Raw genomic sequence first — 18473 nt, forward strand, 5'->3', positions numbered from 1 at the left:
GACATTTACCCCTTGATCGTATCCGCACGGCGCGTGAGCACCGCGAAAATGACTGCGACGAGGACGAAGAGCCCGATGAGCCAAGCAGTGCCCGGCTCGCAGTATTCGACTCGCACGTCTCCTGCCTCACCAACCAGACATGTCGGATTGATGACGGCGAAGTATCCCCACGGCAGCCAGCGAGCGAGCTTCATAGGGGCGAGAAATAGATAGATTCCAGCGAAAGCCCCCAATAAGCCGGTTCCCATGCTGATGAGTTGGTTCTCGAAACGAGCAGAAAGAAGAACATGACCGGCTGTGAGGACTAAGTCCACAGCCCAGAGCATGAGGAAATAGCCAATCCAGGGAAGCGCATCAAAGGGGACAGTGATCCCCGAATGCAGTCCGAGCACAAGGATCGCTCCGAGCTGGAAAGTGCAGGCGAATAAGAGGATCAGGGCGAGAACGATGAGTTTGACTCGCATGAGTCGTCCTGGCCTCGTTCCCGCTGTGGCATTGAGCATCCATCCGTCGCCAGTGTTCTCCATATCCACCTGCCGGGAGGAGATGACGGCGACAAGAATCGGATGAAGGAGGGCATTAATCATTGCGACGCTGATAAGTTCCTGTGCCCACGGCAATTTTGAGGGGTCGGAGGCGATTGCCTGGGAGCTTGCGCTATACAGGGTGCCCCCTTCGAAAAGGACGATGACAACGACGAGAGCGAGGAGGATCACCGGGGTATGCAAGCGTCGCATCTTAGACAATTCAATTCTCACGAGCGCAGCAAGATTGAGGGGTTTCCATTCGTCTGCCTGTGCCCCTGGCATTCCGCTTTCTTCCATCCGTGATGAGGGCAGGGGAAGGGGGCTCATTGTTGACCGCCATTGAGAGAAGTGAGATCCATGAAAACGTCCTCGAGACGTTGGGGTGCCCGGCTGACTTCATAAATCGGAATATCAGCTCGCACGAGTTCCACGATGAGACGAGCAACATCCTCTTCGCGGCATCCGGGGACTATGAGGCTTCGTGGAGTAGCGCTCCCGGGGAAGCCGAGGGCGTGCGCCCGGGCAGCTTGGGGCGTCGAAATGATGACATCGGGAACGGATCGGGAGAAGAGCTTTTCCCGGCTTCCCTGGAAGACGAGTTTCCCTTCGGACAAGATCCCAATGACTGAAGCCATCTTGTCGACCTCGTCGAGGAGGTGACTGGACACCATGACGGTGACGCCCTCGTCTGCCAGGTGGATGAGGAGCTCACGGATCTCTTCGATTCCGGCTGGGTCCAGGCCGTTCGTCGGCTCGTCGAGGACGAGGAGTTGCGGCTGGCGGGCGAGCGCTATTGCAATGCCGAGGCGTTGTTTCATGCCAAGGGAATACTGGCGTTGGAGTCGATCCTTGTATGCGCTGAGACCAACAAGGGCAAGGGCGTCATTGATTTGCTGATCGCTTAGGCGGAGCATCTTTTGGACGATCCGCATATTCTCCATTCCAGTGAGGTGACCATAACCTGGAGGAGTTTCGATCATCGAGCCAATGCGGGGCATGAGCCGGGCTCGAGTCCTTTCATCGGCGCGCTGTCCGAAAAGGTGAACCTCACCGGAGGTGGGCAGGAGCAAACCGAGGATCATCTTCATTGTCGTCGATTTACCTGAACCGTTGGGGCCCAGGAATCCGTAGACGCATCCGGTGGGGATGCGAAGATCGAGGGAATCGACGACTGTGTGGCCGTCAAAGCATTTGCTGAGATTGTGGGTGATGACGGCATCAGCGCAGGACGAGGTGGAGGCGCCCTTGTGTGGAATCACGGTGGAGTACGTCATGGCACGATGATGCCGTTGTGCTGGGCGCATCCACATCGTGCCGAGGAATGATTCTGCTTCATCACAGACTCATACCGAGGTATGAGGAGCGGTGGATTCGGAGGAGCGGTGGATTCGGAGGAGCGGTGGATTCGGAGGAACAGCGGTCCTTTATGACAGCGCGAGGAAGAATGCTGAGCCTCGAGGAGCGAAGTTCAAAGGAGTACCTTCCCCTCAAAGCCAAAGCCAAAGCCAAAGCCGAAGCTTGGCGTCCGCAGGGTAAAGCTCAGGGAAGCCCCTTCCCCTCAAAGCCCAAGGATCCCTTCCCCCGAAGCCCGGTAGCGAACAGGCAGGTCTCAATCCTGTTCACGTCCCCGGCTGAGTCTTCCCGCCATGCAGGAGCAGTGTCGCCAAGTGCATGCCGCCCCGTTCGGCAAGCTGCGCGGCCTGAGTGCGGCAGGAGAATCCATCAGCCAAATACACAGCCCCAGGATGCTCAGCGAGGGTGGGCAACAAAGACTTCTCCGCGACCTTCACGGACACCTCGTAATGGCCCTTCTCCATGCCGAAGTTCCCGGCCAAGCCGCAACAACCCGAGAGCTGCGTGACTGTTGCCCCCAAACGGTCGAGGAGAGCACGATCCGCCGACCATCCCATGACCGAATAGTGGTGGCAGTGCGGCTGCGCCACGATTTCAACACCGGAAAGATCAGGAAGATTGAGATCCTCATCGGGCACCGTCGCTAGCAACTCCGACAGTGTGAAAGTGCCCCTGGCCAGCAGCGAGGAACGCGGATCCTCAGGCAGAAGATCGAGCACATCATCTCTAAGGACCGCAGTGCACGAGGGTTCGACACCGAGGATCGGAATCCCATTCGCCGCGAAAGGCGCCAGAGCATCAAGCAAGGCCGAGAGCTTCTTCTTCGCGCCACTCAACTGCCCGGTCGTGATCCACGTCAGACCACAGCACACGTCCGGGGCGACGATGACGGCAAAACCATTCGCCTCCAAAAGCTCAACGATCGAGCGGGCACCCGTGTCGTCAAGAGTCTGCGAGAAGGAATCCGCCCACACGAGGACATAACGCCGCCCCTTCGGATCGCGAGGCCCACCAGCGCCGCGCATCGACTTTTCAGGTGACGAGGTCGAAGCCTGCCCACCCTGAGAAGCGGAAGCAACAGAGGTCTGGGTCGGCGCAGTCGAAGCCTCCTGAGTGGAGGGAGAAGAAGAGGAAATGCCACGCGCCCTCGCCCACTTCGAGAAAGTCCCCGACTGCAGGGCGGGCATTGGGCGGCGAGAATCCAAGCCGATGAATGAGAAGACGAGGCGACGCAGCGCATCGACACCCAAGAGCGCATTCGCGAGGGCGGCAGCACCGGGGATTGAGGCGCTCAAACGAGTCCACCGAGGAAGCCAGCCGAGCGTGTAATGCGAGAGCGGACGAAGGCGCCCCCGATATCTGCGGAAGAAAACCTCAGAGCGGTACTTCGCCATGTCAACGCCCGCCGGGCAATCTGAGGAACAGGCCTTGCAGGCGAGGCACAAATCGAGAGCCTCCAGGACCTCTGGAGAGTCGATTGAGGCGATGAGCTGCCCATTCGCTGCGTCTTGGAGGGTGCGGGCGCGCCCACGAGTCACATCCTTCTCATCCTTGGTGGCCTCCCAGCTTGGACACATGAAAGCCCCGGGCACTCCGGCGCGACACTTGCCCACACCGGTGCAGCGATGAACCGCAGTCGCGAAGTCCCCGTGATCCTCACGGAAAGCAAAACCCCCATCGGCGGGAAGGCGCCGAGAGGCGGGGCGGCGCAAGAAATGATCAACGAGGTCAACCCCCGGCTGAGGATCCACATCCTCCACATCCGCGCCCAGCTTTGTGCCCGGGCGGATCGCCCCAGCTCGCACCGCCGCTGAAGCGGCACTCATTGGGGCGGTGAGGACTCCCGGGTTCAACAGGTTCTTCGGATCGAAAAAGCCCTTCACCTGGGCGAAAAGGTCAAGCATGGCGGGCGAGTACATGAAACGCAAGAGTTCGCTGCGTGCCCGCCCATCCCCGTGCTCACCCGACACGGAACCGCCGTGGGAGGCACAGCACTGGGCGGCCCGTTCCAAGAAACGACGCGAATGCGCGACCCCCTCATCCGTTTCGAGGGGCATATCGAGGCGCACGTGCACGCACCCATCCCCGAAATGCCCGTATAAGAGCCCGTCAATGTCGAACTCCTTCATCAGCGCCGTGAAGTCGCGCAGATACGCGCCGAGCCGCGCCGGAGGGACCGCCGCGTCCTCGAAACCCGGCCAAGCCTGCTCATTGCCTTTCCCAGTCTCAGGGTTGAAAGGAGTGCGACCCCCAAGGCCCGCACCGTCCGCGCGAATCCGCCACAACCTGAGGGCATCGGCTCCGGGCGGGTAGATCGCAGCCGCATCCGTGTGCGCCGAAGCGACCAGGGCCCTCGCCCTCGTCAATGAGTCTTCCAGATCTGTGCCGCCGACCTCGCACATCATCCACCCTTGCCCGGCGGGCAGCTCGGGGACCGCGCCGGGGCCGTTGTGGCGGCGGACAACATCCACGAGCCTCGAATCCAATCCTTCAACCGCGAGCGGATGATGTTCGAGCACCGTGGGGACATCATCCGCTGCGGCGATCATGTCCGGGTATCCAAGAGCAACGAGGACAGGGGCTCTCGGCAAGTCGACGAGGCGGACAGTGATCTGAAGGATCGTGACGAGCGTGCCCTCAGTGCCGACGAGCATCGCCGCAAGATTCCGGTGCTTTTCAGGGGTGAGGTGTTCGAGGGAATAGCCAGACACTTGACGCCCGAAAGTGCCCAGCTCAGTGCGGATGATCCCCAGATTCGAGTCAATGAGTTCAGCGAGGCCGGGCACCTCGGGCAAGGAGGGGTCGTGTTCGAGTTTCGCAGTGAAGCGCCGCCCCAGGCCATCAACGCAGTCGAGTGCCACGATGTTATCGGCAGTGCGCCCCCAGGCGGTCGCATGCGGGCCGCAGGCGTTGTTGCCGACCATTCCGCCAATGCTCGCCCGGTTCTGGCTCGAAGGGTCAGGGCCGAATCTCAGGCCGAATGGGGCGGCTGCCTCTTGCAGGCTCGCCTCAATGCAGCCGGGCTCGACGATGGCGGTGCGCGCCTGCGGATCGATGGACACGACCTTGTTGAGGTGGCGCGTGAAGTCGAGAACAATGCCCGGTCCGATCGCATTGCCCGCACAGGAGGTGCCTCCGCCTCGGCTGGTCACGGGGATCTCGTATTCGCGCGCAAGGGCGAGGGTTGCGAGAACATCGTCAACGCTTGCGGGGAAGACGAGGGCGAGTGGGGGGATTCGGTACAGGCCGGCGTCGGTCGAGTATCGGGCGCGCGTGCCCGTGGTGGCGTCGACCTCCCCCTCGATCGCATCGACGAGGGCGTTGAGGAAGGCTGCGATCTTGGGCTCCGAGAAGGGGTCCGCGGGAGCGTCGGCCTGCAGGCTTGCCGTCCCATTGAGGGGGGAGGGGTCTGCGGGGGTGAGGCTCCTGGCTCGAAGATCGCCGCCGTCGAATTCAACGCTCATGGCCCGATTCTGACACTTCCAGGCAAGAAGAAGGCCAGGACGCTCGAATTATGGGGTGGCTCCCGCCCTCGTCCATGAGATAATAGGCATTCATAAAGACGAAGGAGAGGGGAAGACGAGGTGCCTCTGTTCGAGTTCGACGGCGGACGACTGGTCCCTGCACAGTTCGGGCACACCGTCACCTCCGGGCTCACATCAGACCTCGTTGACGCGATCTGTTCGCAAGTCTTCGAAATCGTTGCACGCCCGCTTTTCCCGATCACGTGGAGGGAATTGTCGCGACTGCCCGTCGAGGGTGACTCCCCGCGTCTGACGGCTCTGGATGTGAGTGGTCAGGTCGTCTCCGTGGAGGTTGTTGCGAAACTCGACTCCGACACGCTCATCGCTTCCTTGTCTCGTCTTGCCGATGCTGCGGCCCTGTCCTGGGCGGATTTGGCCCATGAATACGAGGGCGGCGTTGAAGCATTCAAGAATGGCTGGCTTGAGTTCCGCGACTCGATGCCTCCCGCCTCCGGTGCGGGCCCTCGCCTCGTCATGGTTGTCGGAGCGATTGACCCGCAGGTGCGCCCGGCCCTTGATGTGCTCGCGAGTTCAGGCGTTGAAGTTCACGAAATCAGTTTGCGTCGCATGTCGAACGGCCGCATTTTCCTTGAGGTGAACGCGGTCGGCCCACGCATGTACGGGCACGCTCCGCAACTGCCCGCCGGCCAGTCCACTATCGCCGCCGTCCTGCCCCCTCCTCCGCATGACGAGGACGAGGTTCATCTCGAATCTGAGGATGGCGCTCACACGGGGAGGCTGCGCCTTGAGGGCGTCCTCCCAGAAGAGGAGTTCACTGAGGTGCCCATCGAAGAGTCTGGGGCGAATATGAGTGGGGAAACCCCCCAGCCGGACGCGAGCGCAGTCCCTGGCGTTGAACATGCTTCACATGGGGCGACCCGTAACGCCCCAGCGCAAGAGGCCGCCGAGTTCCTTGCTGCGCGCCAAAACGGTGTGCCCTTGCTGAATCGGGATTCCGATGGCCTGAAAGTTCTCGCCACCCTTATCGGCGAGTCGGTGCCTTTGAACGCGCATGAGGATTGCGCTGCCCCTGATGATTTGATCCTCGACTCCGAGGGGCGGATCTGTTCCCAGCTCGGGACATGGGCTTCCCCTGAAGAGCTCGAAGCCCGTTTCCCCAGGCTCGCGGATGCGTGGGACCACCTGCGGGTTGCGGGTTCTTCGGGCCCGACCCTTGGTGAGAGCATTGACGAGGTCAACCGTGAAATGATCCGCGAGTATTCGCGCACTTCGGGACGCTCGCGCGGGCGCCACGCTTCGAAGGCCTGAGCCTCTCTGCGTGAGCTTTGACCTCTCTGTTCAGAGCTGAGCCTTCGCTCCTTTGTTCCGTGAGCTTCGGTCTGTTCCCTCAGCTTCAGCGTGAGCCTCTGTCACTCTGTTTAGAGCTGAGCCTCCGTCCCTCTGTTCCGTCGGCTTCGCTGTGAGCTTTTGCCCCACTGTTCAGAGCCCTGCTCTCGACCTCACACTCTCTACCTCACTGCCTGAAAGCGCTTTTCTCAGCTGCCCAGGTGTCGAGCCCCAGGACGTTTGATCAGCGAGCCCCGGGATGCTTGATCAGCCCTGTGTCACGAAAGCGCCGATCCATCGCTTCATCGTGTCGTACACCTTCTCACGCACATCCGGATCCGAGAGGAACAGATCGTGCTTGCCGGGGAAACGTGCGATCGTGACCTGGTCGGCGAGGTGTGAAGAGCGCTCCCGGATGATCTCCACGTCGAGGACGATGTCAGAAGTGAAGACCTTCTCGCACCATTCGGATTCAAAATACGAGGTGGTCGAGGTCATCGAGAGAACCGGGCACGTCAAATGCACGTCCTTTTCAATCGTCTCGTGTCCGGCCATGATCGCATCCAACCAGGCAGCTGGGATCGGGTAGGACTCGGGGCGCTTCCACGCTCGAACATAGCCCCATCCGGTGACAACGGGGTCGTCCTCGCTGATCCCCTCGGGGATGGGCAGTTCGGACGCCTGGCGACCGTAGAGGAGAGAACGACCGTAAAAATCGAGGCCACCACCGGAGGGGACCTCCCACTTCGGGTTGCGCGAGGCGATTCGCCCGAGGATCGGCTGAGCGACGGGACGCAGATTCGCCATGGTGTGCATTTCAAGCCAGGGCGAGTTCAGGATCAAGCCTGCGACTGCTCCGGGATGGCGGTGCGCCCACAGGGTCGCGATGAGTCCGCCGGTCGAATGCCCAATGAGAATCAGGGGGAGATGTCCCTGCTCGGCGTGCATGATGCTCAAAGCCTCGCCGATCTCCTCGTCGTAGACACTCAGATCATCCACGTAGCCGATCTGTTGCCACGGACGCAAAGAGCGTCCGTATTTTCGCAGGTCAAGAGCGTAGAAAGCGCATCCGGCCTCGGCCATTGTTTGCGCGAGCTGAGTCTGGAAGAAATAGTCGTTACGTCCGTGCAGGTACAGAGCGATGAAACTGGGGAAAGCCTTCGCCTCCTGGGAGGCGTCAGGGTCGCGGTGGGCCGAATAGCGTACGAGGACAGCGGAGGCGTCACCCTCCTCATCGGGGATCAGGGGGATCGTCTGAGATTCGTAGGCCGGACCGAGGATGTCCTCTCGCCATTCGCCAAGCGGAGGGGGACCGTCAGCCGCCCAGGGCTCCATGACGTCGTATTCGGGTGCCGCTTCGGGAATGCTCAGTTCATCGTCCTGCTCGCTCATGGGATAACCCTACGAGGGCGGGGGCTCTCTCGTACGCTCGCGGGGCTGCGAGGCGCGCCCTCGGGGCGTGTGGTGCGTGGTCTGTCGGGGCTGAGAAGCGCTCACCGGGGGTGGGGCACGTGGCCTGTCGGGGCTGAGAAGTGCTCACCGGGGGTGAGGCGTGCTCGCTGGGCTTCTGGCATGCATACGCGGGGGTGCTCAGAGCCCTGGTCTTGGGGCTGCGTGGCGCTCAGCGGGGGTGTACTGCAAGCTTTGGAGTGCCCCGGCCCCGAGCGATCGCTGACGGACCCTGATTATGTTTTCGGTGGGTCTGGGGTGAGGGTGCACGCGTCGAGATTGTCTTTGGGGTGCGTGTGGGGGCTTGGGAATAGGCGTGTTGTGCCCTGATTATGTTTTCGGCGGGTCTGGGGTGTGGGCGCGTGCGTCGAGATTGTCTTTGGGGTGTGGGAACGGCGTCGGATAACCGCACGGCTTTGGCGGCCGCGCGCCTCAATTGAGACGAGCGACCGCCAGAGGAGCCTGTCGCTTGTTTTGTCTAGGCGGTGGTTACAGGTAAGAAATGAAGCGGTGCGCGAGTAGTACACCTGAGTGAGCATTCCAGTCGGACAAGCGCTCCCGTGGCCAGCGTTTCAGTCGGTCGAGCGCTCCAGCCGACCGACTTGCTCAGCCGACCGAGTCCTTCAGCCGACCGTGCGGATTGGCCCGCGTTCTCCAAGAACCCAGGCGATCGGGACCATGAGGAGCCCGATCCCTCCCATCGCGAGAACGAAGTTCGATTCCCACGATCCGGCGCTCATTGTCGTATCGAACCAGCCCGCCACGGCGCCCAGAACGGGACCGAGAAGGAGCAATACGACAAGTGAGAAGAGCCCGCCCCAGGTCGACCAGATCCTGAATGAGTGGCTGATGATCCTCCCGATCGCACCGATGCTCGCCCACAGGACGAGGAGCGCGAGCGCTCCGCTGAGGATGAAGGGGAGGGGCAGTCCGAGGAAGTTTCCCTGGGAATCGGCGAGAAAGATGGATCGCTCAGAGGAGGGAACAAGAGCCATAGCGAGCATCCAGACGAGGATCGCGCCGAGCGCTTCAAGACCATCCGAGACCCAGCCGACGCGGTTCTGCATCTTCAGGCCCGCCCCCGAGAGGGCCGCCTGCGGGGTGGAGGAGAGTCCTCTGACGATTCCAACGACGAGGAAAAGGATGAACCAACTGAAAGCCCAGTTCGTGGGGATCGAGGATGCAAGATCGTGCTCGCCATTCACCCCTTCGCTGAAGAAGAGGATGAGTGCGTTGATGAGGAGATTCGCTGCGGTCACGCCCACGGGAATGAGCCAGTAGAAGCGGATTTCGGTGAGTTCGGCGCCAATGAGACGGACGAAGGAGGGGCCTTCATGCGCTCCGACGGTGCTTCGGGAAAGGGGTGCGGTCGTCATTTCACTTCTCCTCAGAAATGAGGGACACGAAGGCGTCTTGGAAGGACAGGGGTTGGATCTCGATTCCTGAGAGGCTCAGGGATTCGAGGAGCTCGGGAGTGTGACCGACGATTCGGATCTCAGCGAGGCGCCCGAGGGGGCGTTCGTCGAGGATTCGCGTCTTCGCTTCGGATGCGAGCTCGGCCCGGATCGTGGTGGGATTACCGACGAGGGCGATGGCGGCGGATCGGAGTTCCTCAGCGGGCATCGCTGTGACGAGTCGTCCCTTCTTCAATACGACGACGTGTTCGATGAGTGACTCCAATTCGCTGACGAGGTGGCTGGAGATGAGGATCGTCCGTGCGCCCTCAGCCTCGGCATTCACGCGGATGATCTCTTCGGCGAGTGCGAGTCGTGTGGGCACATCGAGGTTGCCGCTCGGTTCGTCGAGGAGGGTGATCGGCGCGCCCGAGGCGAGTCCGAGCGCCGCAGTGAAAAGGGCGCGTTGGCCCAGGGAGCGTCGGCTCAGGGTTCCTTTAAGGGAGAGCTCGAATCGCTGGGCGAGACGAGTGAAGAGCGCTTCGTCCCAGGTCGGACGGCATCTCGCGTAAAGAAGTGCGTTCTTCGCCGAGATGGGGGAGAGGTCCTTGTCATCGCCGACGTAGAGGCAGTGGGCGATGAGTTCCTCGCGCCCGGTGGGGTCGCCGTCAATGAGGACCTGGCCGCTGGAGGGAAGAATACGCCCTGCAAGGGCTTTGAAGAGGGTTGTCTTCCCCGAGCCATTCGGGCCGATGAAGCCTGTGATTGCTCCTTCGGCGAGTTCGAGGGAGAAGGAATCGAGGGCGGGCTCCTTCTGGCGGGGGTAGGTGTGGGAGAGCGAGTCGATGCGGATCATCAGTGCTCCTTGGTGTGTGTCCCCGCGTTTTGCGCGTGGGTGTGGATTGCGTCGATGAGGTCATTTGGGGTCAGTCCGAGGGCGAGTGCCTCTTCGACCACTGGGAGGAGAGAGTCTTGGATGAATCGGGCTCGGCCGGTGGTGCGCAGGCGCTCGCGGGCGCCTGCGGCGACGAACATTCCGATACCGCGTTTCTTGACGAGCAGGCCTTCATCGACGAGGGCGGTGAAGGCTTTTGCTGCTGTGGCCGGGTTGATGCGGTATGTGGTCGCGTATTTCGTGGTTGACATGACTTGGTCTCCTTCGTCGAGGGCTCCGATGAGGATTTCGTGACGGAGTTCTTCTGCGATCTGGATGTAGATCGGGGTTGTGGAGTCGAATTCCATTGAGAACCTCCTCTCTGGTTCATTACATGACTAATTAACCATGGAGGTGGTGAGCTTGTCAAGGGGCTCGAGGGGGAAGAAGAAGGGGGTTGTAACCCTGGAACCCGGAGGGGGAAACGATGCGTCGCTCGAAACCCATGGAACCGGGAGGGTGCGTCGCTCGAAACCCTTGGAATCGGGAGGGTGCGTCGCTCGAAACCCTTGGAATCGGGAGGGGAGAGCGGTGAAATGTCCTGAGAGTGGTGAAGCGTTTCCGGTGTGGTGTCGGCCCTCGCCTGTTCCAGGTTTTCCTGCGTGCGTCATTGCCTATTCCACCTTTCCCGGCAGAAATGGGTGTCATAGGGCAGGAATAGGGCGGGAAAGGTGGAATCCGCGCGGGGCGGGAGCAGGGTGTGGTGGTCGGGAAACCTGGGATCCGGAGAGGGGAGGGGCGGAGCTTCCTGGTTCGGCATCCACCATTGTCTGTTCGATGTTTTCTTGCGTGCGTCATCGCCTATTCCACCTTTCCCGGGGGATGGCGATGCCTATTCCACCTTTCCCGGCAGAAATGGGTGTCATAGGGCAGGAATAGGGCGGGAAAGGTGGAATCCGCGCGGGGCGGGAGCAGGGGTTGATGTGGCTGAGGACGTCTGGAATCCGCGCGGGGAAGGGGAACTCTAAGGTGTTCGCTTGGGGTCGTGGGCGTGTAGATGGCATCAAACCTGGCGGTCTTGTCGTGGGGCGCCCGTTCGGGCCGAGGCATGTTCCCCCTGCGTGCCGAAACATGTGCCCCTGCGTGCCGAGGCGTAGAGCCCCTCGACGCTGAGACGTGCCCCCCCGTGCAGAGGGCTACACCCAGGTAGGCAGCTGCGGCTTTCTCGAGGGTGGGCACAGCCCCTCTACGCCGAGGATTACACGTTTGGTGGAGCCCCGGAAGAGGCCCCACTGGAAGTGCCCCCTCCACGCCGAGGGCTACTTCCCTTCCGTGTCCCCTCAGAGTTGGGCGGTATCCCCCAAGAACTCATCGAACATGGCGGTGAGCTGGGAGTATTCGAGGAGGAAGCCGTCGTGCCCATAGTCTGAGTGGATTTGACGGTAAATGGCACCGGGGATCTGCTCGGCGATCTTGCGGAGTTGTTCAGGGAAGAACAAGCGATCCGAATCCACGGCGACAACAAGGGTCGCTGCCGTGATCCGCGCCAATGCTTCGGGAATGCCCCCGCGCTCGCGGCCCGCATCATGCGAGAGCATCGACCTCGTAAGAGCCACATAGGACCCAGCATCGAAGCGGTTGACGATCTTCGTGCCGTGATAGTCGAGATATGACTCAACGGCGAGGCGCCCGCCATGCAGGGGGTCCTCGTCCCCCTGAGGGCGCCTTCCGAAGCGAGTATCGAGTTCTTCGGGGGAACGATAGGTCGTATGAGCGATCTGACGAGCCAGAGCGAGTCCGGAACTGGGCTTGTCCGGGGAGGTGTAGTAGTCGCCCCCCTGCCAAGCGGGGTCCAATTCGATTGCCCGCAACTGCGTATGTGCCCAGGCCGCCTGTTCGGCCGTGGTGTGTGCGCCCGAGGCGACGACAATGAGTCGGCGAACTCGCTCGGGCATATCGACGGCCCATTCGATCGCGCGGTGCCCGCCAAGAGAAGCGCCGACGACGAGGGAGAAACTCTCAATACCGAGCTGATCGGCCAGAAGGGCCTCAGCTGCGACCTGGTCGCGCGTTGAAATGACAGGGAACCTTGAGCCCCAGGGAGCTCCATCGGGTGCTAAGGAAGAGGGACCCGTCGAACCTTGGCATCCGCCGAGCACATTCGGGGCAAGGACGAAGAACTTCTCTGTGTCGATGACTTTGCCCGGTCCGACGATCTCATTCCACCATCCACCGGTTGCTTGTCCCTCGGTCGCCTCGCCGACCACGTGGGCGTCCGCAGTGAGCGCGTGGAGGATGAGGACGGCATTCGACTTCTCAGTGTTGAGCTCACCCCAGGTCTCGTATGCGAGTTTGGTGCCGGGCAGGGTTTTGCCGTTCTCCAGCTCCAGGATTCCCAGGTCTGCGAAGAGGCGTTCAGCGACGGGATCGCCCTCGTTCCACCCTCCGGAAACGGGTGCCGAGGGACCGGTGTTGGCGGCGGTGGGCATCGATTCTCCTTGGGGTGGACGAGGGTGAGGGGGTGTTTGGAGGAGGGGATGGGAACTGTAGGTAGCTCTCCGGGGTTTAGAGGTTGAGGTGAAGGGTGAGGCTCATCCTTCGTGTCGAGTGACAGTGTCCAGGTCCCCGACTGTTCAGGACGCGACGGTGTTGGCCGCTGTGAACCCGATTTCGAGGTCGGCGATGATGTCGTCGATGTGCTCAATGCCGATCGACAGGCGGAAGGTTCCTCCTTGAATGCCCGCGGCTTCAAGCTGCGAGGGCGACAATTGGGAGTGTGTCATCGAGGCCGGGTGAGTGGCGAGTGTCTTGTTGTCACCGAGGTTGGCGATGAGGGGTAGGAGCTCGAGTGAATCTGCGAAAGCGCGCCCCGCTTCGTAGCCGCCCTTGATGACGAAGGAGAGAAGGGGGCCGGCGCCTCGTGGACAGTATTTGAGGTGAAGGTGGTGCAGCGGCGAGGATTCGAGGCCCGCGTAGTTCACCGATTCGACCTGTGGATGCGCTTCGAGGTAGCGGGCGACGGCGAGGGCGTTGTCCGTTGCCCGTTCGATGCGCAGTGACAGGGTCTGGATGCCCGACTCGATGAGGAAGGCGTTGAAGGGGGAGGGGACGAAACCGAAGTCGCGCTGCCCGAGGAGGCGGGCGCGCAGGATGTAGGACAGATTCTTTCCGAATGCGCCCCCTTCGCCGAGGTCGCGCGCGTAGACGATTCCCCCGTAGGAGGGGTCGGGAGTGTTGAAGTGCGGGAAGCGCTTCGGATCGGCCGAATAGTCGAAACGCCCGGAGTCGACGATGAAGCCGCCCATGGTGGTGCCATGTCCGCCCAGGGATTTTGAGGCCGAGTGGACGACGATATCCGCACCCCATTCGAAGGGCCTCGTCAGATAGGGGGTGGACACCGTGTTATCAACGATGAGGGGGACCCCAACTTCGTGGGCGGCTTGGGCGATTGGTTCGATGTCGAGGATGTCTCCGCGCGGATTGGGGATGGCTTCGCCGAAGAAGGCGACGGTCTTGGCGTCGGCGAGGGTTTTCCATGCCTCAGCGTTGAGGGGGTCGGAGACGAAACGAACCTCGATCCCGAGGCGGCCCAGAGAGTTCTTCAGCAGTGTGACGGTGCCGCCGTAAAGGGAACCGGAGGCGACGATGTTATTTCCCGTGTCTGCCAGGTTGAGGATCGAGAGGGCGGTTGCGGACTGTCCCGACGCGAGGAAAAGGGCGCCGACTCCCCCTTCGAGGGCGGCGACACGCGCTTCGAGGGAGTCGTTCGTCGGATTCGATAGGCGGGTGTAAATATTGCCGATCTGTCGAAGGGAGAAACGATCGGCCGCCTGTTCGGCGGATTCGAAGGCGAATCCATTGGACATATGGATCGGCAGGGCTGTTGCTCCGGTCGCGGGATCGCGGTCCCAGCCTGCGTGGACCTGCTGGGTTTCAAACTTCCAGTTCTGGGCGTTGGACTGGGGCATTGTGGGCTCCTGAGAGATCTGAGGAGCGGGAGCTGTACGGCGCGATCTTGGGCGCTTGCGACCTCCCGCAGGGACTGGGGTTGACTGCACGCCAGCACTGTGCGCTCTGGCGCGACAGGGATGCTGGGGTCCAGTCAGCGGGGCATTCGCAAGCTCATGATGACGAGGCTACGGCGTGGAAGGGAGTGAAAGGGGAGCTGTTCAGAAGCTGGGACGAGGTGACACCCCTGTGAAAGATGGTGTGATTGTGATGAATGTAAATAATAGGGAAGATAGTGGATGGTGTTGCGTGCTGAGACTGAAGTGAACTACGCTCGCGAGAAGGTACACCAGCTCCGGTGGGCCTCCGCGTCCTCGACGATAGGTGATTCAGTGTCTGATTCGAGCAGCCGATCACACTCCTTCCGCTTACGCGCAGGAATCATCGCGCTCTTGGCCAGCGCCGCTCTTCTTCTCCCACAGATTGCGCAAGCCGCTCCCTCCGAAGAGGACATTGCCCGCGCCCAGGCTGAAGAAGAAGCGGCACGAATGTCGGTCGCTCAGATCGAGGTTCGCCTCGCCACAGTTTCCGCACAGGCGGACATGGCCATTCAAGAGGCGCGGATCGCTGCTGAACAGCTGAACGCTGCGAACCTGGAACTCGAACAAGCGAGGATGACTGCCTCGAAGGCCCAACAAGACGCGGACCAGGCGCTTTTAGAGTTCGAGCAGGGCAAACAGCAGATCGCCTCCGTCGCTCAAACCGCCTACCGCGAGGGCGCCGCCTCCCTCGATTCTCTCGCCCCCTATCTTGGGGCCGATGGCTTACGCACCGTTGAAACGAAGCAAGCCTCCCTTGACTCCTTCTCCGCATCCGCTGACGCGAAGATGCAGGAGGTTGCGGCGCTCGAACAGGTCGCCAGGGTCATGCAATCTGCTGCCGATGAAGCCGTGAACGTCCAACAAGCTGCGACTGAGGAAGTTGAGGCTCGCACTGAAGCAGCTCGCGCCTCCGCCGAATCCGCTCTTGCCCTTCAGCAAACAACCGCAGCTCAACGCGAGGTCTACGTCAACGAACTCGCGAAGAAGCAGGGCACCACCGTCGAACTCATCAACGAAAGGGAAGCTGCCCTCGAAGCCGAAAGGCAGGCGGCAGCTCAAGCGGCCGCTGAAGAAGCCGCGAGGCGTGCGGCTGAAGAAGCAGCCAGGCAAGCAGCTCAAGAGGAGGAAGACTGGGAGGAACCCTCCTACGTCGCCCCCTCCCAGTCTTCACGAGGGTCTTACTCTCCCTCCTGGTCCTCCTCTGGAGGGGCTTCCACCGCAATTGCGGCCGCGAAGTCCTTCTTAGGTGTCCCCTACGTGTGGGGTGGTGAATCCTACGGAGGCGTCGACTGCTCGGGTCTGACGAAGCTCGCATGGGCTGAAGCTGGGGTCTACCTGCCGCACTATTCGGCCTCCCAGTACGGCTATGGAACGCATGTGCCGATCGATTCGATGGAGCCCGGTGACCTGATTTTCTGGTCCTCCAATGGATACCAGTCCGGCATCTACCACGTCGCTATGTATCTTGGCGGCGGTCAGATGATCGAAGCTCCAACTTTCGGTATGACGGTACGCATTACCTCGATCTGGGGCTGGTCTCAGCTCATGCCCTACGCGACGCGCCTCTAAGGCCCACCCCTTCAGCACTCATTCCGCCTGGATGCGAGGCGCTCCGTGGGAGCGCCGGGGCTCGAACGGGGAACGTCTTCACCCCCGCCTTTGAGGCTCGTATCTCGAATGCCGCGTTCTGCGTGAAGTGGAGGTGCTCAGCATGAAGCGTTGGGCCTCGTGCGCCTGCTCGTTCACACTGATTGTTACACAAAGCTAGTTGTCATCCCTCAAGCAGGTGGGCGCATGTTCGCCAGTCAGGCGCAGCGTCTTATGAGACGCGCGCACTCTGAGACACTCGGGGCGTGAGGTGTGCGCATAGCACGCCGCTCGGGATCTCATCCTCGAACAGTCTGGTGCATTCCCCAAGCGGACAAGGTCTTCACCAACACGCCCAGACACAAGGAGCGGGTGGTCATGAGCCGCAGCTCATGACCACCCGCTCGGGGTGTGAATAGCTCTCAGTGCCCGGCCTCGTGCTCCTTCAAACGTTCATAGGAACGCTTGATCTCAGCTTCGGCCTCTTCACGCCCCACCCAGTGGGCGCCTTCAACCGACTTTCCGGGCTCGAGGTCCTTGTACACCTCGAAGAAGTGCTGGATTTCAAGACGGTGGAATTCCGAGACGTCCTCGATCTCAGTACGCCACGATGCGCGCTGATCCGACGCGGGAACACACAAGACCTTGTCGTCCCCGCCCTTCTCGTCGGCCATGCGGAACATACCGAGTGCGCGGCAACGAATCACACAACCAGGGAAAGTGGGCTCTTCAAGGAGGACGAGGGCGTCAAGCGGATCGCCGTCTTCACCGAGGGTATCATCAATGAAGCCGTAATCATCGGGATACCTTGTCGAGGTGAAGAGCATACGGTCAAGGCGGATGCGTCCCGTCTCGTGATCGATCTCGTACTTGTTCCTATTCCCCTTCGGGATCTCAATGGTCACATCGAATTCCACCGCGAACTCCTTCATATTGCGCCAGTGACTGAGGGTGTCGGATCGGCCGCCCCGGCGCCTCACCATTAGGGTGGGAGCGGTTGTTGAACCTCGGAAGGAGATCCATGCGGCGCGAAACTCTTACAGCGATTGTAGGCGTTGCAGTACTCGCGCTGGGGATCAGTGGGTATGTTGCCGCCGATATTGCCGACCGAGTACCAGGGTTCCTCACCACCGCTGAAGTGCCGAGCCCTGCCGACCCCCCTCAATTACCTGCCGATTCAGGCCAATCCCTCGCCACGTTCTCCACTCCTGAAGGCGAGCCTGTCCTCTCTTCCGACGTCGCCCAACTCTGGGCAAGCGTCGCCCAATCCGCCGAAGAGGGGCAGTGGAAGGCCTGGGGAAACGTTATCGATGCACGAAGCGGGGAGGTCCTCCTTGATGCTTCAGCAAGCCAGGCGCATACTCCCGCGTCCACCACGAAGGTCCTCACCGCTTTCGCGGCCCTGAAGACCCTCGATCCGGCGAGCACACTCTCAACGAGCGTGCAGGCATCCGGCTCTGAACTCTTCCTCAGCTCTGAAGGAGATTTCCTCCTCGGGGCGGGCACATCCGATCCTGACGATGTCAACGGTCGCGCGGGGCTCGCCGACCTGGCTGAGGAGGCGGCCGCCGCCCTCGTCAATGCCGGAACGACCAATGTGACCCTGAACTGGGCGGATTCTCCCTTCGACGGGCCCGATCGCCTGGAAGCCTGGACCGCCCAAGACGTCCAAGGCTACGTCGGAGCAGTCGGAGCGATGGCGATTGATGCGGGACGCACAGCCCCCTCGGTCTACGTTTTCGTTGACGACCCCGAGTCCACCGTCGCAGCCGTTTTTGCCCAGCGCCTACAAGAGCGAGGAATCGCAGTGACTTTGGGGGGAGCGTCGAGCGGACTTGAAGGCGCAGAAACGATCGCCACGATCCAATCGGCGTCCCTGGGCGAGCAGATCCGATGGATGCTCTACAACTCCGACAACACTCTCGCCGAACAACTGGGGCGCCTGAGCGCGAAGGCCCGAGGTGTCGAAACTTCCTTCCCAGGAGCCGTTTCCGTGATCCGCCAGACCTTGGAGGAATCCGGAGTACCGACGAGTGGCCTTTCCCTGGGGGATTGCTCGGGATTGTCCTCCGATGACAGGATCGCCCCGCAAACCCTGGTGGGCGCCATCAACGTCTCACTTTCCTCTACCGGCCCGCTCGCCGACCTTCCTCGAAGCCTGCCCTGGTCGGGACTCAATGGCACGATGGAAAGACGCATGACAGGTGGTGGGGCTTATGCGAATGCTCAGGCCAAGACGGGAACGCTGGGAGAAGTGTCATCCTTGGCTGGGATCGTACAGACCTCCACGGGCAGGATCCTCGTGTACGCCATTGGAAGTGAGAATGTTCCCGATGACGGTGGAGCCTTGACCAGGCCGGTGCTTGACGCTTTCGTTACGGGGCTGGCCGGCCTCTGAACCACCCGCGCCACCAGGGGTTTTCCGCCGG

Annotated in this window: 13 protein-coding genes; 3 read left to right on the forward strand and 10 right to left on the reverse strand. The window is 61.5% G+C overall.

The window, feature by feature from the left end; genetic code table 11:
* Positions 1-5: 5 nt before the first annotated feature.
* The 3 genes from JFX23_RS03445 to JFX23_RS03455 all read right to left on the reverse strand — a co-directional run bounded on the left by JFX23_RS03445 (position 6) and on the right by JFX23_RS03455 (position 5344).
* Positions 6-854 carry an ABC transporter permease gene (locus JFX23_RS03445; RefSeq protein WP_332874670.1) on the reverse strand — a complete coding sequence of 283 codons (849 nt, stop codon included), beginning with the start codon at positions 852-854 and terminating at the stop codon, positions 6-8.
* Entirely contained in the window at positions 851-1801 is a 951-nt protein-coding gene (locus JFX23_RS03450; RefSeq protein ID WP_198775741.1) for an ABC transporter ATP-binding protein, read from the reverse strand. The genes JFX23_RS03445 and JFX23_RS03450 overlap by 4 nt, the downstream gene beginning before the upstream one ends.
* 345 nt (positions 1802-2146) lie before the next feature.
* Positions 2147-5344, reverse strand: coding sequence for an FAD-binding and (Fe-S)-binding domain-containing protein (locus JFX23_RS03455; RefSeq protein ID WP_233050541.1), 3198 nt, complete (start codon positions 5342-5344; stop codon positions 2147-2149).
* Between the two features lie 120 nt (positions 5345-5464).
* Between JFX23_RS03455 and JFX23_RS03460 the strand changes: the two genes are divergently transcribed.
* Positions 5465-6673: a hypothetical protein gene (locus JFX23_RS03460; protein ID WP_198775742.1), complete on the forward strand. Its 1209-nt coding sequence runs from the start codon at positions 5465-5467 to the stop codon at positions 6671-6673.
* Between the two features lie 285 nt (positions 6674-6958).
* On the opposite strand, the gene JFX23_RS03465 is transcribed toward JFX23_RS03460, so the two are convergent.
* From JFX23_RS03465 to JFX23_RS03490, 6 genes are all read right to left on the reverse strand, one after another.
* Positions 6959-8083 carry an alpha/beta hydrolase gene (locus JFX23_RS03465; protein WP_198775743.1) on the reverse strand — a complete coding sequence of 375 codons (1125 nt, stop codon included), beginning with the start codon at positions 8081-8083 and terminating at the stop codon, positions 6959-6961.
* A 680-nt stretch (positions 8084-8763) separates the two neighbouring features.
* Positions 8764-9516: a hypothetical protein gene (locus tag JFX23_RS03470; protein ID WP_198775744.1), complete on the reverse strand. Its 753-nt coding sequence runs from the start codon at positions 9514-9516 to the stop codon at positions 8764-8766.
* Position 9517: 1 nt separating this feature from the next.
* Entirely contained in the window at positions 9518-10390 is an 873-nt protein-coding gene (locus tag JFX23_RS03475) for an ATP-binding cassette domain-containing protein (protein WP_198775745.1), read from the reverse strand.
* A complete protein-coding gene (locus JFX23_RS03480) occupies positions 10390-10776 on the reverse strand; it encodes a GntR family transcriptional regulator (protein ID WP_198775746.1) in 387 nt (128 codons plus the stop codon). The genes JFX23_RS03475 and JFX23_RS03480 overlap by 1 nt, the downstream gene beginning before the upstream one ends.
* Positions 10777-11748: 972 nt before the next feature.
* Entirely contained in the window at positions 11749-12897 is a 1149-nt protein-coding gene (metX, locus tag JFX23_RS03485; protein WP_198775747.1) for a homoserine O-acetyltransferase MetX, read from the reverse strand.
* 144 nt (positions 12898-13041) lie between these two features.
* A complete protein-coding gene (locus JFX23_RS03490; RefSeq protein ID WP_198775748.1) occupies positions 13042-14376 on the reverse strand; it encodes an O-acetylhomoserine aminocarboxypropyltransferase/cysteine synthase family protein in 1335 nt (444 codons plus the stop codon).
* A 279-nt stretch (positions 14377-14655) separates the two neighbouring features.
* Here JFX23_RS03490 and JFX23_RS03495 point away from each other — a divergent pair, with 279 nt between their 5' ends.
* Positions 14656-16026, forward strand: coding sequence for a C40 family peptidase (locus JFX23_RS03495; RefSeq protein ID WP_233050542.1), 1371 nt, complete (start codon positions 14656-14658; stop codon positions 16024-16026).
* 440 nt (positions 16027-16466) lie between these two features.
* On the opposite strand, the gene JFX23_RS03500 is transcribed toward JFX23_RS03495, so the two are convergent.
* The gene (locus JFX23_RS03500; RefSeq protein WP_040313623.1) at positions 16467-16961 is read right to left on the reverse strand and encodes an inorganic diphosphatase; all 495 of its coding nucleotides are present in this window, start codon (positions 16959-16961) and stop codon (positions 16467-16469) included.
* 104 nt (positions 16962-17065) lie between these two features.
* Here JFX23_RS03500 and dacB point away from each other — a divergent pair, with 104 nt between their 5' ends.
* Entirely contained in the window at positions 17066-18442 is a 1377-nt protein-coding gene (gene dacB, locus JFX23_RS03505; protein ID WP_198775750.1) for a D-alanyl-D-alanine carboxypeptidase/D-alanyl-D-alanine endopeptidase, read from the forward strand.
* Positions 18443-18473 lie beyond the last annotated feature (31 nt).

Origin of the sequence: Schaalia cardiffensis (assembly GCF_016405145.1) — a bacterium.
GTDB classification, from domain to species: Bacteria; Actinomycetota; Actinomycetes; order Actinomycetales; family Actinomycetaceae; genus Pauljensenia; species Pauljensenia cardiffensis.